The 26362-nt window shown below is 74.4% G+C and carries 19 protein-coding genes; 9 read left to right on the top strand and 10 right to left on the bottom strand.

The features are described 5' to 3' along the window. Positions 1-45 precede the first annotated feature (45 nt). Positions 46-1113 (top strand): LuxR C-terminal-related transcriptional regulator, encoded by a 1068-nt coding sequence (locus ACFY4B_RS28025; RefSeq protein WP_380775661.1) that lies wholly within the window; start codon positions 46-48, stop codon positions 1111-1113. A gap of 102 nt (positions 1114-1215) precedes the next feature. Here ACFY4B_RS28025 and ACFY4B_RS28020 read toward each other — a convergent pair whose 3' ends face one another. The 4 genes from ACFY4B_RS28020 to wecB form a co-directional block, all read right to left on the bottom strand. Then, the gene (locus ACFY4B_RS28020) at positions 1216-1338 is read right to left on the bottom strand and encodes a hypothetical protein (protein WP_255357467.1); all 123 of its coding nucleotides are present in this window, start codon (positions 1336-1338) and stop codon (positions 1216-1218) included. Further along, complete coding sequence (locus ACFY4B_RS28015) at positions 1338-1469, bottom strand: hypothetical protein (protein ID WP_255357466.1); 132 nt, start codon at positions 1467-1469, stop codon at positions 1338-1340. Before ACFY4B_RS28015 ends, ACFY4B_RS28020 begins: the two co-directional genes overlap by 1 nt. A 78-nt stretch (positions 1470-1547) precedes the next feature. Beyond that, the gene (gene lanKC, locus ACFY4B_RS28010; protein ID WP_387972483.1) at positions 1548-4175 is read right to left on the bottom strand and encodes a class III lanthionine synthetase LanKC; all 2628 of its coding nucleotides are present in this window, start codon (positions 4173-4175) and stop codon (positions 1548-1550) included. A 235-nt stretch (positions 4176-4410) separates the two neighbouring features. Continuing rightward, positions 4411-5598, bottom strand: a complete 1188-nt coding sequence (gene wecB, locus ACFY4B_RS28005; RefSeq protein ID WP_387972480.1) for a non-hydrolyzing UDP-N-acetylglucosamine 2-epimerase — start codon at positions 5596-5598, stop codon at positions 4411-4413. 418 nt (positions 5599-6016) lie between these two features. On the opposite strand from wecB, the gene ACFY4B_RS28000 reads away from it, so the two are divergent. From ACFY4B_RS28000 to ACFY4B_RS27980, 5 genes are all read left to right on the top strand, one after another. Beyond that, entirely contained in the window at positions 6017-6223 is a 207-nt protein-coding gene (locus ACFY4B_RS28000) for a hypothetical protein (protein WP_387972479.1), read from the top strand. A gap of 60 nt (positions 6224-6283) precedes the next feature. Further along, complete coding sequence (locus ACFY4B_RS27995; protein WP_387972476.1) at positions 6284-6901, top strand: archaeosortase/exosortase family protein; 618 nt, start codon at positions 6284-6286, stop codon at positions 6899-6901. Beyond that, positions 6898-8280, top strand: coding sequence for a glycosyltransferase (locus ACFY4B_RS27990; RefSeq protein WP_387972473.1), 1383 nt, complete (start codon positions 6898-6900; stop codon positions 8278-8280). Before ACFY4B_RS27995 ends, ACFY4B_RS27990 begins: the two co-directional genes overlap by 4 nt. 148 nt (positions 8281-8428) lie before the next feature. Next, positions 8429-9181, top strand: a complete 753-nt coding sequence (locus ACFY4B_RS27985) for a choice-of-anchor P family protein (protein ID WP_387972470.1) — start codon at positions 8429-8431, stop codon at positions 9179-9181. A 335-nt stretch (positions 9182-9516) separates the two neighbouring features. Next, complete coding sequence (locus tag ACFY4B_RS27980) at positions 9517-9993, top strand: hypothetical protein (RefSeq protein ID WP_387972585.1); 477 nt, start codon at positions 9517-9519, stop codon at positions 9991-9993. Positions 9994-10085: 92 nt separating this feature from the next. Here ACFY4B_RS27980 and ACFY4B_RS27975 read toward each other — a convergent pair whose 3' ends face one another. The 5 genes from ACFY4B_RS27975 to ACFY4B_RS27955 all read right to left on the bottom strand — a co-directional run bounded on the left by ACFY4B_RS27975 (position 10086) and on the right by ACFY4B_RS27955 (position 21338). Further along, complete coding sequence (locus ACFY4B_RS27975) at positions 10086-13361, bottom strand: SdrD B-like domain-containing protein (RefSeq protein ID WP_387972467.1); 3276 nt, start codon at positions 13359-13361, stop codon at positions 10086-10088. A 253-nt stretch (positions 13362-13614) separates the two neighbouring features. After that, entirely contained in the window at positions 13615-14217 is a 603-nt protein-coding gene (locus tag ACFY4B_RS27970) for a hypothetical protein (protein WP_387972464.1), read from the bottom strand. 182 nt (positions 14218-14399) lie between these two features. Then, complete coding sequence (locus tag ACFY4B_RS27965) at positions 14400-20603, bottom strand: DNRLRE domain-containing protein (protein WP_387972461.1); 6204 nt, start codon at positions 20601-20603, stop codon at positions 14400-14402. Between the two features lie 258 nt (positions 20604-20861). Continuing rightward, positions 20862-21125 carry a hypothetical protein gene (locus ACFY4B_RS27960; protein WP_387972458.1) on the bottom strand — a complete coding sequence of 88 codons (264 nt, stop codon included), beginning with the start codon at positions 21123-21125 and terminating at the stop codon, positions 20862-20864. Between the two features lie 6 nt (positions 21126-21131). Next, entirely contained in the window at positions 21132-21338 is a 207-nt protein-coding gene (locus ACFY4B_RS27955) for a hypothetical protein (RefSeq protein WP_387972455.1), read from the bottom strand. A 288-nt stretch (positions 21339-21626) separates the two neighbouring features. On the opposite strand from ACFY4B_RS27955, the gene ACFY4B_RS27950 reads away from it, so the two are divergent. Beyond that, complete coding sequence (locus ACFY4B_RS27950; RefSeq protein ID WP_117486809.1) at positions 21627-22613, top strand: LuxR C-terminal-related transcriptional regulator; 987 nt, start codon at positions 21627-21629, stop codon at positions 22611-22613. Here ACFY4B_RS27950 and ACFY4B_RS27945 read toward each other — a convergent pair. Next, a complete protein-coding gene (locus tag ACFY4B_RS27945; protein WP_387972452.1) occupies positions 22610-24652 on the bottom strand; it encodes a BTAD domain-containing putative transcriptional regulator in 2043 nt (680 codons plus the stop codon). The two genes, ACFY4B_RS27950 and ACFY4B_RS27945, sit on opposite strands and share 4 nt — an antisense overlap. A gap of 178 nt (positions 24653-24830) precedes the next feature. Between ACFY4B_RS27945 and ACFY4B_RS27940 the strand changes: the two genes are divergently transcribed. Both ACFY4B_RS27940 and ACFY4B_RS27935 read left to right on the top strand, forming a co-directional pair. Continuing rightward, positions 24831-25373: a hypothetical protein gene (locus ACFY4B_RS27940; protein WP_387972449.1), complete on the top strand. Its 543-nt coding sequence runs from the start codon at positions 24831-24833 to the stop codon at positions 25371-25373. 146 nt (positions 25374-25519) lie between these two features. Further along, positions 25520-26362: a hypothetical protein gene (locus ACFY4B_RS27935; protein ID WP_387972447.1), complete on the top strand. Its 843-nt coding sequence runs from the start codon at positions 25520-25522 to the stop codon at positions 26360-26362.

The raw sequence follows: 26362 nt of genomic DNA, 5'->3' as shown, positions 1-26362 counted from the left end.
GGGGTGAGGGGGCCAGGAAGTTGTTGGCCGACTGAGGAGGGGTGGATGAATCCGGTGAAAACGGACGCGGTCCGGTCGTCGGGGCGGGAGGCCCTGCTCGATCGCGAGACGCGGCTGGTCTACGAGTGGGCGGTGCGGCACCGGCGGGTCGAGCCCGCCGACCTGGCGCGGATCTCCACCGACCTCGGGCTCGGCGAGGCGCGCTGCCGGGCGGCCGTCGACCGGCTGGCGGCGCTGTGCCTGCTGGTGCGGCGACCGGGAGCCGGGCCGGGCTGCTTCGCGGCGGTCGGCCCGGAGGCGGCCGCCGCGCGGCTGACCGGACGGGAGGAGGCGCGGCTGCGCATCGCGGAGGCCGAGCTGGGCCGCCGTCAGGCCGCGCTGGCGGGGCTGCGCGCCGAGGTGGCCTCGCTGGAGCCGGTGTACCGGGCGCAGGGCGGCGGCGTGGACGGCTCGGTCCGCCTGCTGGAGGACGCCCACGCGGCCGGTTCGGCGCTCGGCTCCGTGGTGGGCGCCGCCAAGGAGGAGGTGCTGACCGTCCAGCCGGGCGGCGGGCACCCGCAGGCGGACCTGACGGAGGCGCTGCCCCGGGACCTGGCCGCGCTGGGGCGGGGCGTCCGGCTGCGGAGCCTGTACCAGCACCCGGCCCGGTTCGACCCGCCCACCCGTTCCTACGCGGAGCTGGTCATCGCCGCGGGGGCGGAGGTCCGGACCCGCGCCGAGGTGCCGGCCCGGCTGGTCGTGGTGGACCGGACGACGGCCTTCGTGCCGGCCAGGCTCGCCACCGGAGCGGCGCTGCTGGTCCGGGAGCCGTCCCTGGTGGCGTACTTCGTCGGGCTCTTCGAGCACGAGTGGAGCCAGGCGGTCCCGTACGACACCGCGCCGCGGGCCGCCCGTACGGTGTCCCGCGAGGTCGAGGACGTGATCGCGGTGCTGCTCGCCGCCGGGGAGAAGGACGACACGATCGCCCGGCGGCTGGGCATGTCGACCCGCACCTGCCGGCGCCACATCGCCGAGCTGCTGGCGCGTCTGGGTGCGCAGAGCCGGTTCCAGGCCGGGGCGTTGGCCGAGCGGGCCGGGCTCACCGTCCCGGCGGACGCCACCGGGCCCTGCTGAGGCCGGCCCCAACCCGGCGGGCACGGCGGGCAAGGGCCCGGGAACGACGGACGGAGGCCCGCCGGGTGGTCCCGGCGGGCCTGCGCGTCGTCGGTCGGAGGATTACTCCGCAGCCTCGACCGGGGCGCCGAACGGCAGGTGCAGGTCGGTGCTCCAGTGGCTGAACGGGACGGCCGCGTCGTCCTGGGCGGCCTCGAGCGCCTGGAGGGAGAGGATCGTCGACATCAGAGACCGGCCTCCTCGGCGACGGGCGCCTCGGCGCGGTAGTGGGCGAAGCTGCTCCAGTGGCTGTTGGGCTCGACGGCACCGGTGCCGATCTCGCTCTGGAGGCCCTGGAGGGCCAGGATCTGGGTCATGGTCGTTCCTTTCCGTGGTGGTGCCGGCCACCGGGTGGTGGCCGTGGTGGTCCCCCGGGTCCCAGGGGCCTCGAAGCCTCAGGGCCGCGAGGCCTCAGGACCGGGGAAGTCGGTGATGCCGGGCAGCGGCACCGGGCCGAGGACGGCCTCGTGCAGCGCGACCAGGACTCCGGCGGCGCCGGTGGCCAGGTCCGCCGACAGGCGCATCGAGCGCCGGCCCGGGAAGGCGAGGTGGCCGCGATGGTTCATCACGTGCCACTCCAGCAGCCGCAGGTGGCGGTCGGCCTCGGCCCCGCGTCCGCCGCGCAGCAGGTGCAGTACCAGGCCGGCCCGGCCCTCGAACAGGCCGGCCGCCGCGATCAGGTCGGGGAGGCAGGCGCGGTCGGCGGCGGCGGTCGCCTGGGCGAACCGGCCGGGCAGCCGGCCCGCGCCGTCGGGCCGGTCCGCCCCGCTGTACCGCGCCAGCTCGGAGATCAGCCGGGCGGTGCCGACGCCGCCCGCGGCCAGGTACGGGAGCTTGCGGCGGTGGCGGTCCTCGACCAGGAAGAGCATCCCGTCGGTGACGTCCGCCTCGTCCAGTTCGCGGCCGAGCGCCGCCTCGGCCGCCGTCAGCCAGCGCCGCTCGCCGGTGTGCCCGTACAGCCGCAGGAACAGTGCGGCCTGCCCGCTCCAGCCGTCCAGCAGTCCGCGCAGCCGGGGTGCGGGTTCGTCCCGGGCCAGCTCGTGGCCGAGGGCCAGGGCCCGGTCGGCGAGCCGCTCGCGGCCGAGCACGTCGGCCAGGTCGAGCAGGCCGAGCGCGATGCCGGCCCGTCCGGAGCCGAGCCCCGGATCGGCCGGGGCCTCGGTGGCGAGCAGCCGCTCGACCAGCGCGTCGGCCTCCCGGGTCGCCCCGAGCCGGGCCAGCGTCCAGGCGATGCCGGTCAGCCCGTCGTAGAGGCCGGGCGGCAGGTCGGCCGCGGCGTTCGCGCGGGCCACCAGCCAGTCGGTGTGCTCGGGCGGGGCGGGGCGGCCGCAGGCCCGGAGCGCGTACAGGACGCCAGCCGCGCCGTAGGACAGTCCCAGGCCGCCGTGGCCCGGGCCGAACTGTTCGACGTCGCCGGGGAAGAGGCGGTCCGTCCGGTCCGGGGTGGCCATCGCCAGGATGCCCGCGGCCAGCGAGTCCAGCACCGGGTGCCAGGCCTCGGTGTCCGCCGAGGGCTCCTGGGGCCAGGCCGGACGAGCCGGCCCCGCGGCGCCGTCGGCGGCACCCGGAGCGCGTTCGGTGGCACCCGCCGGCAGCTTCCCGCCGGCCGCCCGGTGCAGCGCCTCGGCCACCCCGGCCCCGAACCCGGCGGGCACGGGGTAGCGGCGGGAGATCTCCCGGCCGGCCAGCTCGGCCTTGCCCGAGTCCAGCCCGAGCTGGATGTTCAGCGGGAGGAAGAGGTAGAGCCGCAGCGCGGCCAGCGCGTACGCGTCCACGGCGGTTCCGCGCCGGGCCTTCGGCGAGACGAAGCCGGGCGCGCCCAGCGGGGGAGCGGCGGGGTCGTCGGCGGGGAAGGCGATCTCGAAGTCGACCAGCGCGCAGCGCCCGTCCGGTCGGACCATCACGTTGTTGGGGTGCAGGTCGCCGAAGACCAGCCCGCGCTCGTGCAGCGCCGCCAGCATGCCGCCGACCTGGTCGAGCACGTCGAGCGCCCAGTCGGTGTACGCGGCCAGCTCGGCCTCGTCCGGGTCGGGGTGGGTGAGCGGGCAGGTGCGGGTGAAGACGTCCTCCAGCCGCTCGCCCTCGATGTACTCCTCGACCAGGTAGTGGTGCTCCCAGACCTGCCGGTACTCGTACAGGGCGGGCACGAAGTCCACCCCGGCCAGCGCCTCCAGCACCCGGCGCTCGCTCAGCAGCCGCTGCACCGCGTCCCGGCCGGTGTAGTCGAGTCCGGCGTGCGGGCGGGCCTCGCGCAGCACCACCTGTCGGCCGTCGCGCCGGTCGGTGGCCAGGTAGATCCCGCCGCCGTTGGAGAAGTGCAGCGCCTTGACGACCTCGAACGGGAAGTCGGCCGGGGCCTCGGCCTCACGCGCGGCGTCGGCGGCGAGCTGGGCGGAGACCAGCTCCGGCACCGGTGCCCAGTCCGGCACGGTGAAGACGGTGCCCCGGGTGTCGGGCACCAGTGCGCCGTCCGGGCCGAGCATCGCCGGGACGCGCCGGCCCCGCTCGTCGGTGCAGTGGCGTTCGACGAAGGAGCCGTAGCGCAGGTAGAGCGGGCCCTCCTGGTAGCGCAGGTCGCTCAGGACGTAGGGGCCGGGGACGCCCTTCAGCAGGGTGGACAGGTCGTCCAGCACCCGGGCCAGCCGGGTGTCGTCCTCCGGGTAGAGCGTGATCAGCTTGCCGCTGGCGCGGCGGTCGGCGTACTTGCTGTTCAGGGCGAGCACGGTGGCCCGGCCGCGCAGGAACTTCCAGGTCAGCCCGTGCTCCAGGCAGTACGCCAGGACCTGCTCGACGACCTGCTCCGCCTCGTCCGGGGTGGCCGAGACGTGCACCTTCCAGCCCTGCTCGGGGAGTCGGGCGTGCGGCGGCCGAAGGCTGATCCAGGGGCCGTGCTCGTGGCGCTCCCAGCCCGGCGGCAGCGGGGCGGTGGCGGCGGCGAAGCGGTCGTCGGCGTGCTCGGCGCGGGCGGGGTCGTCGTAGAACAGCGGGTCGGCGAAGCAGTGGCGCTCGTAGCGGTCGTCCATGGTGCCCGCCTCAGCCCGCGGTCCGCGGCCGGCACCCGGACGCGCCCGCTCCGGTGGCCGGCCGGCCGTCGGATGTCGTCGTCATGGGAGCCCCCCGGGTGCGGTCGATCCCGCCGGTTGCGGGCTGCTTCCGACCCTGCCAGCCGGGGTGGGCGGGGTCGACGGGTCCGACCCGCCACCTTCGTGCCTGGCAGTTTGCGGGCGGGTCCTGGAGGCGGCGGCTGTCCGCCCTCGCTCAGCGGTGTCCGCCGACGCCGGTGGCGGCGGCCGCGACCGGTGTGCGGTCGGGCTCCGGGCGCTGGTCGGTGTGCTGTTCGGTGCGCGGCTCGGGGGCGAGGTAGCGGCTGCGGACGGCGGCGACGATCTCGGCGCTCGCCCGCCCGTCGCCGTAGGGCGAGGGGAGCTGCGCCAGCCGTTCGCCGACGGCCTCGTCGGCGAGCAACTCCCGCAGCGCGCGGGCGAGTTCGTGGCCCGGGCGGGCGAGCCGGGCGAAGCCGGCCCGGACGGCCTCGGGGCGCTCGGTGGAGTTGCGCACCACCACGAGCGGGCGCTTGAGCACCGTGCACTCCTCCTGGACCCCGCCGGAGTCCGACACCAGCAGCCGGCAGTGCCGGGCCAGGGCGAGGAAGCCGGCGTGGTCCAGCGGTTCGATCCGGCGCAGCCGTGCGACCGGGCCGCGCAGGCCGAAGGCCTCGACGGCGGCCCTGGTCCGGGGGTGCAGCGGCAGCAGGACCGGCAGGTCCAGGGCGGCGAGCTGGTCGAGGATCTGGGCGAGCCGCGCGGCGTCGTCGGTGTTCTCGGGGCGGTGGATGGTGGCGAGCAGGTAGCCGCCGGGGGTGACGGCGTGTTCGGCGACGATGCGGTGGGCCTCGGCCTCGGCGGGCAGGGTCGCCAGGGTCGCCTCGACGACGGTGTTGCCGGTGATCACCACCCGGTCGGCTTCGATCCCCTCGCGCAGCAGGTGCGCCGCCGCCGTCGCGGTGGGCGCGCAGTGCAGGTCGGCGAGCGGGGCGATCAGGCGGCGGTTGGCCTCCTCGGGCATGCCGGGGTCGAAGGAGCGCAGTCCGGCCTCGACGTGGACGACGGGTATGCCCGCGCAGTGGGCCGCGAGGGCGCCGGCGGCGGCGGTGTTGGTGTCGCCCTGGACGAGGACGGCGGCCGGTGGGCGGGCCGCGAGGTGGTCGCTCAACGCGCTGACCATCCGGCCTATTTGGCGGCCGCGCGGTTCGCCGCCGACGCCCTTCAGCAGGTGGTGCGGGCGGGGGAGGCCGTACTGGGCGAAGAACGTGGTGGTGAGGGCCGGGTCCCAGTGCTGGCCGCTCCAGACGATGCGGGCCCGCGGGCCGAGGAGGCGGGCCACTCCGGCGAGTTTGACGATCTCCGGTCGGGTTCCGAGGACCAGGGCGACGTCGGTCGAGGACATGGCGCTCCGAAGGGGGCGAGGGGGTGGGGTGGTGAAGTATCAGCAGACGATATGGGGGGATTCGTCAGAAAGATCCATAGGTGGGAACAATGTCACCCACTTGGCCGACAGGAGGCCGTCCGGGGTCCGTCCGAGGCCGCCTCGGGAGCGGAACGGGCCCGGCGGTGGTTCGTGTGCCGGTGCATCAAGACCCGCCGTACCGGGCCCACTTGGCGGCCGGTCTCGCCCACGGATACCGGTTCGCCGATGCCCCCGCGCGGCCGGTTGCGGCAAACGGGTGATTTCCACCCGAATGGGCGCGGCGCACCTATCCGATCATCCGATCGGCCCAGCAACATACGGCTCCAGATCGCAAAGATCGGGATGACTCGGACATCACGACCCGACCTCACGACCGGACCTCACGAGAGGAACCACCATGTACGGACCCATAGGCGGCGGACTCCCCCCGACGGCGGCCGGCGGCGGCGTACTGGCCTCGACCGGCTCGCCCGGCCTCGGCTTCGCGGCCGCGGCCGGCACCGCCCTGGTGCTGGTGGGAGTCGCACTGCTGCGGCGCAGCCGGCTGGCCGCCGACCGGGCCGATCGGACTGACCGGACCGACCGGAAGCGCGACGGCCGCTAGCCCGCCGGACCGCACCGCGCCGCCCGCCGCCAACCCGCCTTCCTCCCGAGGGGTGTCCCCGTGACCGCAGACGTGTACCCGCAACCCGCCCGGCCACCGGGGCCGGCCCGCCCGCCGCTGTCGCGGCCCGGCCGCGCCCCGCTGTCGGGCCGGGTGCTCGCCGGGGTGGCCGGACCGCTGCTGCTGGGCCTGGGCGGGGCCCTGGTCGCCGGTGAACGCGCCTACCGGTTCCAGGAGTTGGCCGGTGCGCGGTGGGTGGTCTCGCACGGGCTCGGCCTGCGGACCCTGCTGCTCGCCGCCCCCGACGCGCCGGTGCTGTACGCCGGCGACGCGAGCGGGTTCGGGCGCGGGATCGCCCTCACCAGCGGGTGCAGCAGCGCGCTGCTGATCGCCCCGCTGGCCCTGCTGGCCGGAGTCCTGCTGCTGTTCGGCACCCGCGGGCCGGCCCGGGTCCTGCTGGGTTTCGTCCTGGCGGCCGCGCTGGTCCTCGCCGCCAACCTGGGCCGGCTGACGCTGATCGTCGCCATGCAGTACCGGTACGGCGACGAGGGGTTCGGCTGGACGCACGTCCTGTTCGGCTCGGTGCTGATGATGGCCGCCGGCCTGATCGCGCTGCTGCTCTTCCTCCTCCTGATCACCCGAACGTCCACCCGCGACGCGGAGGCCGGTGCGCCGTGACCCTGCTCGACCTGTCCGTCTCCCTTTCCTTCGTGCTGGGGATCGGCTTCCTCGCCTACGTCACGGTGATCGTGCGCAACTTCCTGCGGGTCCGCCCGGACGCCCCGGGCGACCCGGACCGGTTCGACTGGCACTTCCTCATACCCTGCCGGGACGAGGAGGCCGTGATCGGCACCACCCTGGACTACCTCGCCGAGCACTTCCCCCGGGCACGGGTCTGGGTCGTCGACGACCACTGCGAGGACCGGACCGCCGAGGCGGTACGGGCCCGGGCCGCCGAGGGACGGCCCGTCCATCTGGTCGACCGGCGGCTGCCGCGGGCACGCACCGGCAAGGGCGACGCCCTGAACGCCGCCTACCGGGCGCTCGAAGCCCGGCTGCCGGAGGGCGCCGACGCCGACCGGGTCGTCCTGATCGTCCTGGACGCCGACGGACGGCCCTCCCCGGGCATGCTGGACACCTTCGCCGGAGCGTCCTGCTTCGGCGACCCGGCCATCGGCGCCGTCCAGGTCGAGGTCCGGATGTCCAACCGCGACGTGGCCGTGCCGCTGCCCCACCGGGGGCGCCTGGCCAACCGCTTCGCCCGGCTGCTGGCCCGGCTCCAGGACATCGAGTTCCGCGGGCCGATCTCCGCCATCCAGATCACCCGCCGGCTCACCCGGACCGTCAACGTGGGCGGCAACGGCCAGGCCAACCGGCTCAGCGCGCTGCGCTCGATCGACCGGGGCGGCAGCGGCGGGCCGTGGGGCCGGGCGCTGCTGGAGGACTTCGAGCTCGGGCTGCGGATGATGCTGGCCGGCTGGCGCAACGGCTACACCACGACCGCCTGGGTGGACCAGGAAGCCCTGTGGAACGTACGGCAGTTGATCACCCAGCGGGTCCGCTGGGCGCAGGGCTCGATGCAGTGCGCGCCGTACCTGCGCCGGGTCTGGAGCTCCCGGGAGTTCACCACGGCGGGCTTCCTGGAAGTCCTCTACTTCATGGTCCAGCCCTGGCTCCAGGTCGTCGGCCTGGTGGTCTACGCGGTGCCGATCGCCGCCTTCGGCTACAACGCGGTCTTCTACCCCGAGTTCGTGCTCGCCTTCCTCCGCCAGGGCGGCGCCGTGCTGATCGCGCTCTACCTGGTCGTCGGGGTCGCCGAGTTCGCCCTCTGGGGGCCGCTGTACCGGCGCCGCAGCGAACCGGGGATCAGCCGCCGGGCCGCGCTCGGCTACGGCCTGGCGCTCGCGGTCTACGCCGCGACCACCTACCTCGTCGCGGTCCGCGCCTTCTGGCGGATCGTGCGGGGCAAGGGCTCCTGGCAGAAGACGGCCCGTACGGCCGAGCCGCCGCCGGGTCAGGCCCCCGCGCCCGCCGCCCAGGAGATTGCCACCGTCTGAGCGGCCGAGACTTCTCCCCGGCCGGTGAGGCCGCGGCCGCACCGAACACCGCGGCCGGTCGGCGGAGTCGACGCACCACCCCCCTTCCTGCCCCCTCCGTACGGCGGACACCTCCGTCCGCCGTGCCCCCCGTCCGAAAGGCCCACCCGTGCGCACTCGTACCCGCAACCGTGTCCTCGCCGGAACCGCCCTCGCCGTCGGCGCCCTGTCCGTGGCGTCCCCGGCGTACGCCGCGCTGCCCGCCCCGGCGGCCGACGCCTACGTCGTCTCCACGGAGGCGTTGGGCGGGACGGTCGCCGTCGCGCCGTCGCCGGAGTCGACGTACCCGTCCGGCGGCACCCGGACCCTGGTCGGCCTCACCGTCGGGCCGGTCGCCACCACCTCCGTGCTCACCGCGAACACCGCCGGGAACCCGGTCGACGGCACCGCCTCGGCCTCCGCGACGGTCGACAAGCTCGGGCTCGACCTCGGTGTCGCCTCGGTCTCCCTGACCGGCGTCGACTCGACCTGCGCCGCCACCCCCGCCGGGGCCACCGGCAGCGGCCTGATCGCGGGCGGGTCGATCAGCGTCGCCGGCATCCCGACCAACCTCCAGGCCAACGCCCCCGCCAACACCAGGGTCAGCATCCCGCTGGTCGGTTCGATCGTCCTCAACGAGCAGACCACCGACGCCAACGGCGTCCTCACCGTCAACGCCGTCCACCTCACCCTGCTGCCGTCGCTGAACGGCGCCAACCTGGTCATCGGGCACGCCCGGTGCGGCGGCGCGGAGCCCGCCGCCGCCGTGCCGATGATCAACCCGTCCGTCGCGGGGATGAGCGGCGGGGCGGTGCTCGCCGGTGTCCTGGCCACCGTCTACGTCCGCCGCCGCAACGCCCGGTCCGCCGCGTCGGCCGTCTGACGGGAGGCAGGGCGGCCGGCCCGGAGCAGGGGCCGGCCGCCCGCCGCCCGCCGCGGTCAACCCGGCTTCCGGTACCTCGCCCTGACGTGTGAGGCGCCGCCGCCGGGTGACGGGGAGGCCCGTCCCACCACCACCGGACCGCCCCGGCCGGTCCGCCCCGGCCCTTCCGTACCCGGCACCGCGGGGTGCCCGCGGCCGGAGCCGTCGGACCCGGTCCGATCGCTCGCCTACCCTACGAACCGACCGGCCGTACCGGCCATGGCCGCTCTAGGAGGAGTCCCGTGTCGTCCTGCGACCCCAAGTACGCTCCCGTCGGCGATGTGAGCGCGGCGCTCATGGTGATCGACTCCCGGCTCAAGTCCATCTACGACGGCAAGTCCGGGACGGACCCCGAGCACCAGCGGCTGGTCGACCAGCTCACCGCGTCCTTCGGCCCCGGCGAGGCCGAGGCGCTGGTGGAAGGCGCCTGCACGCTCGTCTACATGTACATGAACTGGCTGCGCACGGCCTTCGAGAAGCAGGAGGAGGACGTGATCGAGCACGCGGTCCCCAGCATGGTGGCCACCATGCGGATGATGCCGAGGACCTTCAGTCCCGAGGTCATCCCCATCATGGCCGGCCTGCTCATCGCCGCCGGTACGGGCCTGAGCCCCAACCTCTGGCGCGCCCAGTACGGACCGTGGACGAAGGAGGAGATGAACCCGTTGGAGGCCATGGTGGTCCTGCTCGCGGAGTACATCAATCGGATCTCGGGCAACGGCGAGGACTTCGCCACCAGGCTGATCACCGACGTGCTGTCCCAGTTGGACTAGGAGTACCGGCCCCGAACGCGCCAGTGGCGCCGCTCTCGGTGGGGCGGCGCCACTGGTGTCCTGCTGGTGTCAGGCGGGGGTCCGAGCGGGCGTCAGCTGTGGCGGCCCGGGCGGCGGTAGGCGACGAAGCAGAGGACGCCGCCGCCGAGGAGGGCGATGGCTCCGAGCGCCGCGACCAGGGTGTCGGAGGAGGAGCCGCCGGTGTGCGGCAGCTCGCCGCTCTCCGACGCGCTCGGGGTGTGGGGGTGGGTGGGGGTCGCGGTGGCCGTCGTGCTCGGCGAGGACGTCGGTGACGGCGACGGGGACGGGGAGTTGGACGGGGACGGCGACGGGCTCGGGCTCGGCGACGGGGAGGGGGACGGCGACGGGCTCGGCGAGGGCGAGGGCGAGGGCGACGGCGAGCTGGTCTGGAGGATCACGCCCAGGTCGAGGTCGAGGTCGCGCTGCCCGCCGCTGAGGGTGACGGTCTGGGTGATGCCGGTGGTCGGGTCGCCGTCCGAGTCCTTGCTCGGGTCGGTGCCGGCGTGCTGCTTGGTGACGGTGGCGCCCTTGGGCAGGGTGGTCAGGTCGAACTGCACCGCGTAGCTGCCGTCCGGTAGGTTGTCGAACAGGTAGTGCCCGGTGGCGTCGGTCACCGTGGTGACCGGCTTGCCGTCCTTGTCCCGTACGGGCTGCCCGTTGCCGTCCAGCAGGTGCACGGTGACCCCGGGGATGCCCTCGTCACCGGGCTTCTGGATCCCGGAGCCGTCCCGGTCGTGCCAGACGAAGTCGCCCAGCGCGTTGTTGGAGGGGGCGACGCGCTTGACCGCGACGCCGACCTTGGCGGGCTCGGCCGGCAGCAGCTGGCGGCCGGAGGCGTCGGTGGCGGTGTACGCGAAGCTGTTCCAGGCGTACTCGCCCTCCGGCGCGTCGTAGGAGGCGACCATCGGCCAGGTCAGGGTGAAGGACTCGCCGGAGGCCAGGGCGCCGGGGCGGCTGAGGCGGAACCAGGTGGCCGTTCCCGGCCCGGGGAAGGTGGTGCTCCAGACCGCGGCGCTGTTGCAGCCGGTGCGGTCGACCAGCAGCGGGTTCACGCAGGGGTTGGGGTCGGTGGCGTACTCGATCACCACGGTCGGGTCGTTGCTGGTGATCGGCTGGCTGAGCGACGGGGTCCAGGCGCTGCCGCGCGGGGCGTCCTGGGTGAGCACGTAGTTGTCGCCGGGGGTGGGGAGCTTGTCGTAGGCGATGAAGTCGGTGACCGGGTCCGGGGAGTCGTTGCGGACGGTCATCCGCCAGGACGTCTGGCCGCCGGGGGTGGCGGTGCCGATGGTCATGTAGTCGGCGTCGAGGTCCCCCTTGACCTCCTTGTAGGAGCGCAGCACCGCCGGCACGTCGACCTGGATCTGCGAGGAGGCGTGGCACATCAGCTCGGTGGTGTCGCCGTTGCCGTTGAGGTCGAGCACGTCGGGGGTGCTGCCGCTGTCGGAGCCGGAGTACATGCAGGCGACCGGGTGGGTGGGCTGGTCGACGGTGACGTAGACGTCGTTGGTCAGCGTGCCGGAGCGGATGCTGTCGGCGACCTGGACGTCGAAGAGCATCCGGTAGGCCATGGCGTCGTGCAGGTACGTCGAGTCGGGGGCGCCGGCCGGCCATTCCATCTTGACGAGCTGGCGCCCGTCCGGGCCCGGGGTCACGGTGATCGACGAGGGGGCCTTGGCGTCGGGGTAGTCGGGGTCGGGCCGGGCCGAGCCGTCGATGTAGACCACGCCGGCGGGCAGCAGGTCGTACAGGACGAGCGGGCGGTCCAGGTCGTGGGCGCTGCGGTTGTACGGGATGACCTGGAAGGTGGCCTTGCCGCCGGGGGCGGACAGCTCGCCGGCCACGGTGGTCTTGGCGGCGCCGAGGTTGGTGGCCTGGGTGATGGTGGTCCGGGCGCAGGCGTTGGCGTTGGCGGTGGTGGTGCCGTCGGTGGCGCTGGTGTCCACGCAGTTGGTCAGCGGCTCGGGGGCGGGGCGCCCGTCGTGGCCGGGGGTGGCGACCTGGGTGACCAGCTGCACCGCGTTGCCGGGGCTCCAGCCGGTGGGGATCGGGCCGTTCCAGGTGAGCTTGAGCCCGTCCAGCCACTGCCCGGCGGGGATGCCGAGCACGTCGTTGGCCGGGTCGCCCGCGCCCTGGGCGAAGGTGAGCCGCCGTGCGGTGGAGCCGTTGAACGGCGTGCCCGGGGTGAAGGTGTGCCAGGTGGGGTCGCCGTTGAGGCGGTACTGCAGGGTCAGTTGGATGCTGGTGGGGTTCCACGGCTCCAGCTGGAGGGACTGCGGGAAGATCCAGTTGTAGACGCCGTCGGTGCTGCCGGCCCCGGGGTCGGTGATGGTGAGGCTGGTGGCCGGGCCCGCGGTGTTGGTGGCGGACAGGCTGAAGGAGTTGAGGTCGCCGTTGGTGGTGGTGTCGCGCCAGACCTTGCTGGCGGTCACCACCACGCCGGTCACCGGGGGCTGGAACGTGTTGGTGGTGACGGACGAGGTGTCCAGCTGCCGTTCGGCCTCGGTGAGCGGTGCGCCGAGCAGGTCGACGGTGTTCTCGGAGGTGGTCCCGTCCGGGAAGGCGGCCTCCGGGTAGTTGACCACCAGGACGCCCGGGTTGCGGCAGCCGCCGCGCCCGTTGCCGGAGACGAACGGGCCGATGTCGTAGCCCCAGGTGTTCGGGCCGGGCGGCACCTGCGTCCAGCCCGGCGAGCGGCCGGTGTCCACCACCGCGCCGGGCGGCAGGGTGTCCAGCAGCCGGCTGCTGTCCAGGTCGACGTTGGGCACGTTGTCGGTGGCGCAGGGGGTGAACTGGTAGGTGACGGTGCGGTTGTCGCTGCTGGAGGTCTGGATGCCCTTGGTCACCGTGTACTGCGGCTGCACCTGGGCCGTGGTGTTCGCGGTGGCGGTCTGCGAGGTCTCGCCGGTGGCCGACATGGTGGCCGAGTTGGTCGAGGTGGCGCCGTTCGGGGTGGTGAAGTTCGGGTACTTCATCGTCACCGTGATGGTGGCGGTGGTGCCCGGACTGAGGTCCTTCAGCCTGATGTCCATCGTGCCGCCCGTCGCGCCCGCGGCGGGCACGGTGGAGGCGGCCACGTCGACGGAGGACGGGTCCGGCGTCCAGCCGAGGAACTGCATGTTCGACGGCAGGGTGTCGAGGATGTTCCCGCCCGTGCACTCGGTGATGGAGCAGGTGTAGCGCAGCGTGTAGGTGACGTTCTCCCCCGGGGAGACGGTCGCCTTGTCGACGCTCTTGGTGAAGGAGATCGCAGCCTGGGCCGGTGGGGCCAGCACGCTGCTGCTCAGCAGCGAGCCGGCCACCAGCGCCAGGACCGAGGCGATCCGCCCGGTCCGGAATGGAAGTCGCATAGCGGGCAGTCCAGCCGATCGCCCCGGCGCACCGGTCGGCGACACGAGGGCCGGTCGCGGCGGTTCACCTGCTCGGCGGTCACCCGCCCGGCGGCAGCGCGGCCCGGGGCGGTACGGCGTTCCGGGGCGGTACGGCGTTCCGGGGCGGTACGGCGTTCCGGGGGGCTTTGCGGCCGACGGGCCGGGCCGCCCCCGCCGAGCTCCCCCCGGCGGGCGGCGCAACCGGAGCGCCGGGCGGCGCGACCCGGGTGGCTCAGCCGAACATCACACCGGTCTCCCGGGCCAGGGTGTCCAGCCGGTACTGGGTGACGTGCTCGACGTTCGCCGGGTCGATCGTGCGCACGCCCTCGGCGGCGAGCCGCTCGTTGATCTTCTCCAGGTGCTCCTGGACGACCTGCTTCTCCGCCTCGGTGGTGCGGCCCTGGTGCGGCCGTCCGGCGTGCTCCAGGCCGGCGTGGTCGACCCGCTCCCGGCCGGCGGCGGGCGCCGCCCCGCGCACGGCGGTGGGCGCGGCCTCCCGCACGGGGGTGGGCGCGGTCTCGCGCGCGGCCGTCCGGGCGGCCGGGCGGGCGCCGCGCAGCACCTCGGCCATCGGCGCGGCCGAGGCCAGCCGGTCGAAGGTCGCCGCCTCCATCACCACCGTCTGCGGCTCCGCCCGGTCCGGGTGGTGCAGCTCGACGGTGACCAGGTCGAGCGCCAGCTCCCGCACGCCGCCCAACTCCCCGGCCAGCGCGTCGATCTCGACCGGACCGTCCGTCAGGTCGGGGTGCCGGAGCACCACCACCCGCACCAGGTCCGCGTCGCTCTCCGCGTGCTTGCCGGTCAGGTCCGAGAACCGGATGATCTTCTGGCCCATGTCTCCCTCTCCTGTGCCCCTGTGATCAGCCGAGAGCCTACGCCGGGATGATCATCGGCGCGCGCAAGCGGCCGGGCCCGGGGGAGCACCCCCGGGCCCGGCCTCACCTGTCGTGCATCCTGCCTTGCGTCAGTGGAGCGTCAGCGTGGTGCCGTCCCCCCTCTCGGGTGCCGTCCCCGCTCTCAGTAGCGCGGGTCCACGCGGTAGGTCGGGTAGTCCGGCACGTACCAGTGGCTGGAGTGCCAGATGCCGAAGGTGAACCGGACCCCGTGGCTGCCCCGCTTGTTGGCGGCCTTGAGGAACTTCTTGCCGATGCTCTTCATCAGGTAGGACAGCGCCCACAGGACCCAGCCGGCGGCCCGGGCGGCGATGTGCGGGAGCTTCTTCAGGATCCCGGAGATGCCCTTGGAGATCTTGCTGGAGACGACCAGCAGACCGCCGATGGTGTTGCCCTCGGCCCGGCTGAAGTTGGCGACCCACTTCTTCTTCCAGGACATGCCCGTCAGGTCGTCCATGGTGATCGGGTCGACCGGGTAGCCGTAGGCGTTCGGCGAGCCCTCCAGGACCGGGTCGGTCTGCAGGAAGCGGCCGGTGGTCGGGTCGTACAGGCGCACGCCCATCAGGGTGAGGCCGGAGACGCTGTCGGCCTCGCGCTGCGCCCCGCCGAGCCAGCCGTACGCGGCCGAGCCGGTGGCGTCGACGACGTTGCCGTACTCGTCGTAGTGGTAGACCGCGAGGTCCTCGGTGCCGTCGGGGGACATCTGGACGGACACGTCGCCGTGCAGGTTGGTCAGCAGCAGGACCGCGCCGCCGTCGGTGCCGGTGGCGGCCGTGAGCCGGCCGGTCAGGTCCAGGACGTTGCGGGTCAGCTTGCCGGCCGCGTCCTTGGACCAGGTCGGGCTGTCGTTGCCGCCGTCGAAGTGCTTGGTGTCCTGCGCGGTGACGGTCCAGGTGCCGTCGGTGCCCTTGGTCTCCGTGGTGGAGAGCGCCAGGCGGCCGGCGGCGTCCAGGTCCCAGGTCTTGCGGGTGTCGCCGAGGGTCTCGGTGCGGACCAGGTCGTTGGCGTGGTAGCCGACCTGGGTGCCCTTGGGCAGGGCGGTGGTGCGGCCGAAGGCGTCGTACACGTAGCCGGCGTCGGTGAGGCGGTCGGCGGTGTCGTAGCCGTGGGTCTCGGCCTGGGTGACGGTGTCCGCCGTGGCCGGGTCGCAGTCGTCGGTGACGCTGGTGCGGTTGGTCCGGTTGCTGCTCCTGTCGAACGCGTAGGTCCGGGTGGAGCAGGCCAGGCCGGTGCTGTCGGCGGCCTTGGTGAGGCGGCCGGTGGCGTCGTAGGTGTAGCCGCTGGTGGTGCTGTTGCCGTCGCTCTGGGTGCGGCCGGCCTGCTGTCCGTGGACGGTGAAGTCGGCGGTGTCGGCCAGCAGGACGGTGCCCGCCTGGTTGGTGTAGGTCTTGCCGGTCTGGACGCCCTGGCTGTCGTAGCTGCTGGTCAGGGTGTTGCCGCCGGGCATGGTCTGGGAGACCAGCCGGCCCTCGACGTCGTAGGAGGCGGTGAAGGTGCCGGCCACCGAGTCGGTCAGGGAGGTGGGCAGGCCGCGCGGGTCCTTGGCGGTGTCGTAGCCGTAGGTCACGGTGGACGGCACCGAGTCGGACTTCTTCACCGGGCGGTCGAGCTTGTCGTACTCGGTGGTGGTGACGTTGCCGGCGCCGTCGTCGTAGGAGACCTGGCGGCCGAGCCGGTCGTAGCCCTGGGTGACGGTGGCCTTGCCGTTGGCGGTGGTGGTCAGCTCGCCGTTGGCGGGGTCGTAGCCGAACACCGTGTCGGCGACCGCGGTGCCGGTGCCGCCGCTGATCGAGGTCTTCACGGCGCGCCCGGCCGCGTCGTAGCCGCGGGTGGTGGTGCGGGTGACGCCGTTGGCGGTCTCGGTCTGGACCGTGACGTTGCCCCAGCGGTCGTACTGGAAGGTCTTCGTCGGCAGCTGCGGCGGGTTGGCGCCGCCGCCGGCGATCTGCGCGGCCGGGGCGATCGAGCAGACCAGGTCGGCCCACTCGGGGTGGCCGGCGCAGGCGCCGGTCCCGGTGCCGGTGTAGTAGGTGGTGACGGTGGTGGCCGCGTCGGAGCCGGTGGAGTTCGGGCGGCTCTGCGAGGTCACCCGGCCGCTGGCGTCGTAGCCGGTGCTGGTGGTGATCTTCAGGCCGGCCGGGTCCTGGACGGCCGAGGTGGGCAGGCCCTGGGCCCAGTCGTAGCCGGTGGCGGTGGTCCGCGTGTCGGCGTCGGCGGCGTAGCCGTCGATCCGGGCGCCGACCGTCACCGAGGTGGTCATGTCGCTGACCGCGGCGTTCGCCGGGCGGCCCTCGTCGTAGCCGTTGACGGTGTGGGCGCGGGCCGGGACCTCGTCGCCGGCGGCGAGCGCCGGGGAGCTGCCGGAGGCGGCCACGCCGTGCTCCAGGGTGACCAGCTGCAGCGGGTCGTACTGCTCCAGCAGGCGCTTGCCGTCGGCCGAGTGGACCGAGGTCGAGGAGAGCACCTGGGCGCGGTCGGCCGTCGAGCGGCCGGCGATGCCGAGGGCGCGCAGCTTGTTCAGGTCGTTGCCGGTGGTGGCCAGGGCGAGGACGCGGTTCTCCGCGGAGAGGGTCCGCACCGGGCTGCCGTAGGCGTTGTACTCGGTGGTGGTGATGCCGCCGCCGGGGGTGGCGGTGTTGACCTCGCGGCCGGAGGCGTTGGTGTACGTCACCGAGGCGCGGTTGTAGCCGGCGGTGCCGAGCGCCTTGCCGTCGTGGGTGGCCGGGACGGCGTCGGGCGGCAGGACGGCGGTGGCGTCGGTCGGGGCGTCGCTCTGGCCCCAGGCCGCGACGTCGGACGGCGCCAGCGGGTACGGCGCGTTGGCGCCGCTCAGCGGGACGTCGTAGACGACCGAGGTGGTGGCGGTGCCGTCGGTGACGTCCTTGCTGCCCTGCTTGAGGGTGGGCCGGGAGGCGGCGAGCAGCATGCCGTCGCCGGCGGTGGCGGCGTTGCCGGCCTTGCCGTACTCCAGGGTCCACGGCAGCTCGCCGGGCTCGGTCACGGTGGTGACCCGGCCGGCCGCGTCGTAGCCGTACGCGGTCTTTAGCGCGGGGCTGATCCGCGGGTCCCAGACCTCGCGCAGCCGGCCCTGGGCGTCGTACGCGTACTGCGAGACGGCGACGGGAGTGGCGGTGGCGGCGCCGGGGTCGGTGGACCACAGGCGGATCTGCTTCACCTGGCCGGCCGTGTCGCCCAGGGCGGACGCGGTGGCGGTGGTGGTGTCGGCGTAGACGTACTCCAGCACCCGGCAGCCGGCCGTGGACGGCACGGCGGCGCAGTCGGCGGAGGCGGTCGCCGAGGACGGCGCGACCACGTACTTCGGGCGGGCCAGGGTCTTGCCGCCGGAGACGACCTTCTCCGAGACCACCGAGGTGGTGGAGTTGTCGCTGGGCAGCGAGGAGCCGGAGGCCTGCCAGGTGGTGGCGGCCGGGTCGACCTTGGCGAAGGTGACGGTGGTGCCGTCGGTGTCCTTCAGGGTGAAGGAGCCGGTGAGCGCACCGGTCAGGGTGAGGTTCTCGGCGCCGGGCTCGGGCTTCCAGCCGCCGGCGCCGGTGGCGGTGAAGCCGGTCTCGGAGCCGTCCGCGGAGACCACCGAGAGGGAGGTCGCCGAGGTCTGGCGGACGTAGGAGTAGGCGGCGTCGGTGAGTTCGGCGGTGGTGCCGGAGCTCCACTGCGGGCCGAAGATCGCCGCCTGGCCCTCCTGGGCCGAGCCGTTGGCGGGCCGGCGGGAGGAGAAGGAGCGCTCGGCGTGCAGGCCGAAGGCCTCGGCGTCGCTCTCGGTGAGGGTGAGGTCACCGGTGAGGGTGTTCACCTCGCCCGGGCCGACCTTGGTCTCCGGCGCGGTGCCCGCGTTGCGGTCCACCGTGACGGTGTTCGGCTCGGTGGCGTCGGTGGCGGTGCCGTCGGTGAACACCGCGCGGACGTCGACCGGGCCGTTCTCGGCCAGGGTGTCGGTGATGTTCCAGGTCAGCGCGGCCGGCTTGCCGCCGGGGGCGGTGAACGGCCAGGCCGTCACCGGCTTGCCGTCGGTGGTGGCGACGTTGGCGACCGGGACGTCCTTCCAGGCGTCCGTCTCACCGCGCCGGTACTGGTAGCGCACCCCGGTGTAGGTGCTGTTGCCCTCGGCCTGCAGCGAGGTGCGGCGGGCCGGGCGCTCGCCCGCGCCCGGCGCGACCAGGGCGGAGCCCTTGCCGGCGTAGAAGGCGTACGTCCTGTCGGCGGAGACGTTGCCCGCGGCGTCCCGGGTGTGCGCGGTGACGGTGTGGGAGCCCGCCTTGAAGGTGAGCTTGGCGCTGACCGGGGTGCCGGTGGTGGCCGCGGTGACCCAGGCCCCGCCGTCCAGCCGGTACTGGATGTCCTTCACGTCGCTGGTCGGCGGGGTGAAGGTGAAGGTGCCGCTGTAGCTGCCGTTGGCGTCCGGGGTGCCCGCCCACTGGCCGGCCGGGAAGTCCCCGGAGGAGACGGTGGTCGCACCCGGCGCCGTGGTGTCCACGGTGAACGTGCGGAAGCCCGACCAGGCGCTGTTGGCGGTGCCGTCCCAGGAGCGCGAGCGCCACTTGTAGGCGCCCGGCGCCAGCTTGGTGCCCGGGGCCCAGGTGAACGTCGAGCCGGAGGCCGCCATGGCGGTGCGCCCGGACTGCAGCGCGGCCGTGCCGTTGGACGCCCAGACCTCGAAGTCCAGGGCGATGTTGCCGCCGTCGGGGTCGGTCGCCTTGGCGGACAGCGTCGGCGTGGCGTCGTTGGTCAGCGCGGCGTCGGCCGGGGAGACCAGCGTGGAGACGCCCGGCGGGGTGTTGTACGTGACCGACAGGTACGGCGTGTTGGACGTCGCGTTGCCGGAGTTGAACTTCTTCCAGCCGTACGGGTCGGACTCGTCGGTGGCCCGGATGCCCAGGGTGTTGTTGGTGTTGCCGTTGGCGGCCCAGGCCTTGACCAGTGCGGTGATGTCCTGGTTCACCCAGCCGTCGTTGCAGGAGCTGGAGTAGCCCTTGGTCGCGGTGGACGTCGCCCACTTCTTGTTCCAGCCGGGCTGGGCCGTCCAGCGGGTGGCCGTGGTGGCCGTGCCGGTGTCCCAGACCTCCCAGCTCTTCGCGGTGCAGGACCAGCTGTGGAAGTTCCACAGGTTGAGCTTGCCGCCGGTGATCTGCTTCCCGCTGATCTTCGCCATCGGGAACTGCAGGAACGAACGCGCCACCTGGCCGGAGCCGTTGTTGCCCAGCTTCAGCTCGGTCTGCGAGGAGACGTCGGTGGCGTAGCCCTGCTGGACGAAGGTGTCGAAGCCGACGCCGATGTTGACCGCCGGGTCGATGGTCACCGGGTACTTCGTCTTCGGGTCGTTCAGGAACGCGGCGTCCGGGGTCAGCGTCAGGTCGATCGCGTTCCCGTTCTGGACGACCTTCAGCGCGACCGGAGCGGTGCGGGTGTGGTCGCCGCTGCGCTCGTCGACCTGCGCGTCCCACATCACCGGGGCGGGCAGCTGGCCCTTCTCCTCGCCGGTCTTCGGGTCGAGGAAGGAGACCGAGTCGTCCGGGTTCTGCCGGGCCTGGAGGCCGGCCGCGTCCAGGGTGAGCGTCACGCTGCCGTTGGCGGCCACCGCCGAGCGGTCCTTGAGCTCCAGGAACTGCTCGAAGCCGGTCCGGGTGGACTCGATGACCAGGTCGGTGGCGGTGAGCGCGTCCGCGTACCGGGCCCTGGCGCCGTCCACGGTGGGAGCGGGCAGGGTGCCGCGCCAGGACAGCGACATCGCGGTGCCGTTGCCGTTGTCCAGCGAGACCAGCGGCGTGGCCGGGGCCTGCTGGGCGCCGGCCGGGGCACCGGCGGCCTTGAACGCCGACGCGGCGGCGGGCGGGGTGGCGCCGGCCAGCGAGAGGTTGAGCGGGTGCCCCTTGGCCTTGACACTGCCGTCCGACTGCTGCGCCAGGTCGACGTCGATCGGCTGGAGCCTGCCGGACTTGTCCTTGTAGCGGACCGGGCCGGAGGCGAGGTCCAGCGTGGTGGTGCCGTCCGGGTTGATCCAGCTGGTGGTCGACTCGGTGCGCTCGTCCACCACCTCGATCCGGCGGTTCTCCAACCGGGCCTTGAGGTGGGCGGTCGCGATGTCCTTGGCCTCGGCCGGGCCCAGGGCCTTGGCGGGCTTCGGGGACTGCTCCGTGGTGACGGCGACGGCCTGACCGGTCGTCATGATGACGGCGGCGGCCTCGACCGAGAGCACCACCGCCAGGGCGACGGCGGTGTGGCGCAGTACGCCGTTGCCGCGGCGAGGTGCGGAGGGGGGCGGCGAGCCGGCTTCGGCCCGCTGCCGCGGTGATCCGCCCGTGGGGCGTGACATGGAACTCCTCGACTGGTCCGTACGGGAAGGAAAGGTGGTCGGAAAACGGGTGGACGGCCGACGTTCTGATGGTGTGTCAGCCATGACGGGGTAAAGCGACAGCAAAGAACCGGCCAATCTCCCGGGCGGGAGGAACCGGTCGAAAGCTGCCTGGAAGGCCGGAAAGCGCCCGGGCGCGACGGCGGGTGGCCGACGCCCTCGGGTACGGCGCGGGCCGCAGCGGGGCCCGGTGCGTTCCAGCGCGCCCCGGCGCGTTCTTCAGCGGCGGCCGGACGGGAGCCGGACGGCCGCCGGCAGGGCCCTGGCCAGCAGGTTCCGCGCCCTCGACCGGGCTGCCGCCTCGTCGGCGGCGCGGACGTAGAGCACCAGGCCGACGCCCTCGGGCACGGCGCGGGCGCGCACGTGCTCCAGGCCGTCGTCCGGGGCGGCGCACGCCCACAGCGCGGCCTGGATCGCCGCGGCCGCCGCCTCTCCCGAGGGGGCGGCGGCACCGGCCGGCACGGTCAGCTGGACTGCGAACACCGCAGGTCAGGCCTGCACGACGACGGCGTCGTCGGCGGGCGGGGCGTCCCAGCCGATCGACCGGGCGGAGGGGTTGTCCCAGCCGATCCCGCCACCCGGGCCCTGGGCGGCGGACGGGGCGTCGGTGGCGGTCGCACCGGCGGCGAAGGCCGGCGCGGCGGAGCCGGCGAGGGCGAGGGTCAGGAGGACGGCGGCGAGTGGACGGACGGCCACGGCGGATTCCTGTTCTGTGCGGGAACTTCGTTGGGGGATAACGCAGTTCTGGGTGTCCGGGAATTCGGGGAATGCGCGCACGGCGAATCCTCCCGGTCCGCGGGCCGCCACGGGAAGGGAATTCGGCGGGCAGGAACAGGACAGGCAGCATGCTGCAGAACCGCGAAGGGCGGCAGCGGCGGGGGCCGTTGACCGGATCATGCCCTTGCGAGGGGTTCCGGCCGGGGGAAGGATCGGCCCGGGCCGACCGGGCATACGGAATCGTCCACGGGGATCAGGGGTCGAGAAGTGCTGGAACTGCTGGGGTTGGACGCCACCGCGGAAGCCGTCTACCGAGGAATGCTCGCCGACCCGGAAGGCGGGGTCGCGGAACTCTGCGACCGGCTCGGCCTCCCCGAGGCCGCCGTGCGCGCGGCCCTCGACCGGCTCGCCGACCTCACCCTGCTACGGACCTCCCGCGAGCGGCCCGGCACCCTGCGGCCGGTCAGCCCGGAGCGCGGCCTGGAGATCCTGCTGCGCCGCCAGGAGGAGGAACTCGCCCGTCGACAGCAGGAGTTGGCCGCCTCCAAGGCCGCCGTCGCGCGGGCCCTGGGGGAGTACGCCAAGGTGCGGACCGATACCCCGGTGGGCGACCACGAACGGCTGCTCGGCCTCGACGCCATCCAGGACAAGCTGGAGGTGCTGACCGCCCGGCTGACCACCGAGGTCCTGGCGGTGATGCCCGGCGGCGCCCAGTCCGCGGCCAGCCTGGCCGCCTCCCGGCCGCTCGACGAGGACGCCCTGCGACGCGGCGTCAGCCTGCGCACCATCTACCAGGAGAGCATCCACGACGCCCCGGAGACCCTCGACTACGCCCGCTGGATGTCCGGCCTCGGCGGCGAGGTGCGCACCGCACCGGTGCTGCCGCCGCGGATGCTGGTCTTCGACCGCAGCACCGCCGTGCTGCCGATCGACCCGGAGAACACGCGGGCCGGCGCCCTGTGCACCCGGGAGCCGGGCATCGTCGCCTCCCTGGTCGCCCTGTTCGAACAGACCTGGGAGACCGCCGTCCCGATCACCGACGACCCCGACGGCGCGCCGCCGCTGACCCTGACCACCGGCGAGCGCGAACTCCTGCGCCTGCTGTCCACCGGCCTCACGGACGACGCGGCGGCCAAACGCCTCGGCGTCTCGGTACGCACCGTCCGCCGCCAGATGGCCGTCCTGATGGAACGCCTCGACGCGGCCAGCCGCTTCGAAGCCGGCCTCAAGACCGCCCGCCGCGGCTGGCTCTAGCCGCCCGGCGGGGGCTCGGCTGCGGCGGCGGCAGCGGCCGCCAGGCGGTCCACCTCGACCCACTCGTCGAGGTGGAGGCCGTACAGGCGGGCCGGGTGGTCGGCGGCGGGGTGGGTGGGGAGGAAGGCGGGGGAGTGGCCGCGGTGGAGGTACCAGGAGCCGAGGCGGACCAGGGCGGCGCGGCGTTCGGCGGCGCTGGTCTCCACGGAGCAGCGTTCGGCGGCGTAGAGGCGCAGGAGGTCGTTGAGCCGGTAGTGGTCGCGGTCCTCGGGGGTGAGCAGGTGGGCGGCGGCCAGCCGGTCGAGGACGGGTCGGACGGCGGCGGGCGGGGCGCCGGCCAGGGCGGCGGCCGCGTCGGCGCCGATGCCGACGGCCGGGACGAGGGCGAGCAGCCGGAGCAGGTCGCGGGCCTCGCCGGGCAGTGAGCGGTAGGAGAGGTCGAAGGCGGCGCGGACCGCCGAGGTGTCGTCGCCCTCGATCTGGAGGGCGCTCAACCGGTGCTCCGTGTCGAGGAGTTCGGCGGCGTGGTCGGTGAGGCTGCGGTCCGGGCTGGCGGCCAGGCGGCTGGCGGTGACGGCCAGGGCGAGGGGCAGTCGGCCGCAGGCGTCGGCGAGTTCGGCGGCGGCGCGCGGCTCGGCGCGGGTGCGGTGCTCGCCGACCATGCGGGCCAGCAGTTCGAGGGCCTGGTGGGCGGGCAGGACGTCGAGCACCAGCGGCCGGGCGCCGTTGCGGACGGTCAGTCCGTCGAGCCGGGTGCGGCTGGTGACCACCGTGCGGCAGCCCGGGGCGCCGGGCAGCAGCGGGCGGACCTGCTCGGCGTCGCGGGCGTTGTCGAGGATCACGAGCAGCCGCCGGTCGGCCAGTCGGGAGCGGTAGAGCGCGGCCGCCTCGTCCGCTGCCGCGGGGATCCGGTCGCCGGGCACGCCGAGGGCGCGCAGGAAGCGGGCCAGGACGGTGCGCGGGGCGAGCGGCGCGTCGACGGAGTAGCCGTGCAGGTCGGCGTAGAGCTGGCCGTCCGGAAAGCGGTCGCGGACCCGGTGGGCCCAGTCGACGGCGAGGGTGGTCTTGCCGACCCCGGCCGGTCCGGAGATGGCGCAGACCGCGCACGCGGCGGCGGCCGGCCCGGCCTCCTGGTCCGCCGGGTCGGTGAGCAGCGCGTCCAGGGCCCGCAGTTCGGCGTCGCGTCCGACGAAGGTGGCCAGGGCGGGCGGGAGTTGGGCGGGCGGCGCCTGCGCCTGCGCGGGTGGCGCCGGCGCGGGTGGTTCATCGGCCCGGGCCGGGGCGGCGGGCACCGGTTCGGTGGCCAGCAGCTCCAGGTGCAGCGCCCGCAGCTCGGGACCGGGGTCGAGCCCGAGTTCGTCGGCCAGCCGTTCCGCGAACCGGCGGTAGGCGGCGAGCCCCTCGGGGGTGCGTCCGGAGCCGTGCAGGGCGCGCATCAGCTGCCCGGTGAACCGTTCCCGCAGCGGGTGGTCGGCGACCAGCGCGGTGAGTTCGGGGACGGCCGTACGGTGCCGGCCGAGCGCGAGTTCCAGGTCGAGGCACTCCTCCCAGGCGGTCAGCCGCAGTTCGTCCAGGGCGACGGCGCCCGGGGCGTCCGCGTCCACGGCGAGTCCGTCGAGGGCCGGTCCGCGCCACAGGGCGAGTGCGGAGCGGAGCCCGTCGACGGCCTCCGGGGTCCGCCCGGCGGCGGCTTCGGCGCGGGCGAGGGCGAGTCGGTCGGTGAAGTCGCGGGCGTCCAGGCGGTGGCCGGTGAGCGTGATGCGGTAGCCGCGGCCGTCGGTGAGCAGGACGGGCGGCGCGTCCGGGTCGGCCTCGGCGAAGCGGCGCCGCAGCACCCCGGCGAGGTTGCGGACCTGGCGGGTGGCGGTGGCCGGCGGCCGCTCGTCCCAGACGGTGTCCACCAGGCGGGCGACCGGTACGGAGGAGTCCGCGTTGAGCAGCAGGGCGGCGAGCAGCCGCTCCTGCCGGGAGCCTTCGGAGGGGATGCGTCGGCCGTCGCCGGTCCACACCTCCAGCGAGCCGAGGATCCTGAACTCCAACGTCCCTCCCTGGGGCCCGCGGGGCCGGACCGGACCGGCCGCCGTGGAGGACGGGCGCGAGTCGTGACGAACTGATGATCAGATCATGCCAGTTGTGTGCGTTCGGTTGAGAAGTTTCTTGTGCACCGGCCGAAACGAGCCGGTCGCCCAGTGAGGACCCCGAACCCAGGAGCAGTCGATGAACCGTCTGAAGAAGGCCGTCGCCACCGCGACCGCCGTCGCCGCCGCCGCCCTGATCCCGCTCACCGCCGCCCCGGCCTCGGCCGCCACCGGGCCGGCCACCCACCTCGGGATGACCTGGTCCGTCGTCTCCTACGGCCCCGACGGCACCGTCCAGGTCGGCGGCCCCGGCGGCAGCCCGAGCAACGCCTACAACGGCGACACCGCGCCGTCCGTCTCGCTGCCCGTGCTCTGCCTCAACGTCGACGGCAGCCCGGCCCCGGACGGGCTCACCATCGCCTTCCACAACGGCTGGGCGCAGGGCACCGTCGCGCTCAGCCAGCCGGTCAAGGGTTCCCGCCTGAACAGCCGGGCCGCGGCCGACAGCGTCTGCCAGGCCGGTTTCGGCGCCGGCTGGCGCGAGGCCGAGTTCCACGACGGCCACTACGGCACCGACCTGTCGCAGACCGGCGGCTGGACCTTCTGGGCCTACGGCAACATCCCCAACAACACCCGCTTCTGGACGGCCATCAACGACCAGCCGGCCAACCCCTGGAACTGACCGGACGCACACCGCCGGTGCGCCCGCCCTCCCGGCGGGCGCGCCGCGGTGGCCGGGTTCCGGGATTCGCCGACGGTCCGTCCGGGTACGCCGTACGCTCGGGGCGCAGGCGGTCGGCCGCCGCCAGGGACCCGGAGGAGGACGGCGTGAACACGGCTGCCGCACGGCAGGACACGGCTGCGGAACGCACCTCCCGGGGCGGGCCCCGGATCGACCCGCTGCTCGCCGACCGCGTCACCGAGGCGCTCCTCCTGGCCGGTCTGCCCGTCGGGTACGGCGGACGCGGCCCCGGCGTCCAGCTGCGCCCGGCCCGGCCGTTCGACGACTCCGACGACTGCGCCGGCCTGATCGCCCTGCACTGGGAGCCCGGCCCCCGGCTGGCCGCCGCGGCGGCCATGGAGGAGTTCCAGCAGCCGGCCTCCGCCGCCGGTCGCGTCGTCACCAGCAGCATGCAGAACGCCCTGGCGGAGTTCCTGCCGGCCTTCGGCATCGAGGTCGAGGCCGGCTGGCTCGACGGGGAGACCAGGGTCGGCCGTACCAGCGGCCCCGCCCCGGCCACCGGACAGGACGCCGGCCGGGACACCGCCGCTCCGGCCGGGTCCCGCCCGCAGGACCTCGGCATCGGCGCGCACGTCGTCGACGCGGTGCGCCGCACCGCCGCGCTGGCCGGGCTGCCGGTCGCCGACCACCTGCACGCGCCCGGCATCACCCTCGCCCCGTGCCGGCCCGTCGACGACGGCGACGACACCACCGGCGTCGCCGACCTCCGCTGGAACCCCTCCCGCCGCCTGTCCGCGGCCGCCGACGGCGACACCCCCGCCGCCGAGCGGGCCGCACGGGCCCGTACCGCCGTCCAGGACGCGATGCGGCACGCCTTCGGCGCCGTCCTCGGCGCCTGCGGCCTCGACCTCCAGTGGTGCCGCCCGTCCGCGCTCCCGTACCAGCTGCGCGCCTACGGCGCCGCCGAGCAGCCGCCGGTACGCCACTGA

The organism is Kitasatospora sp. NPDC001261 (assembly GCF_042896795.1).
Taxonomy (GTDB): Bacteria; Actinomycetota; Actinomycetes; order Streptomycetales; family Streptomycetaceae; genus Kitasatospora.
This window is presented reverse-complemented; position numbering and strand designations above follow the sequence as displayed.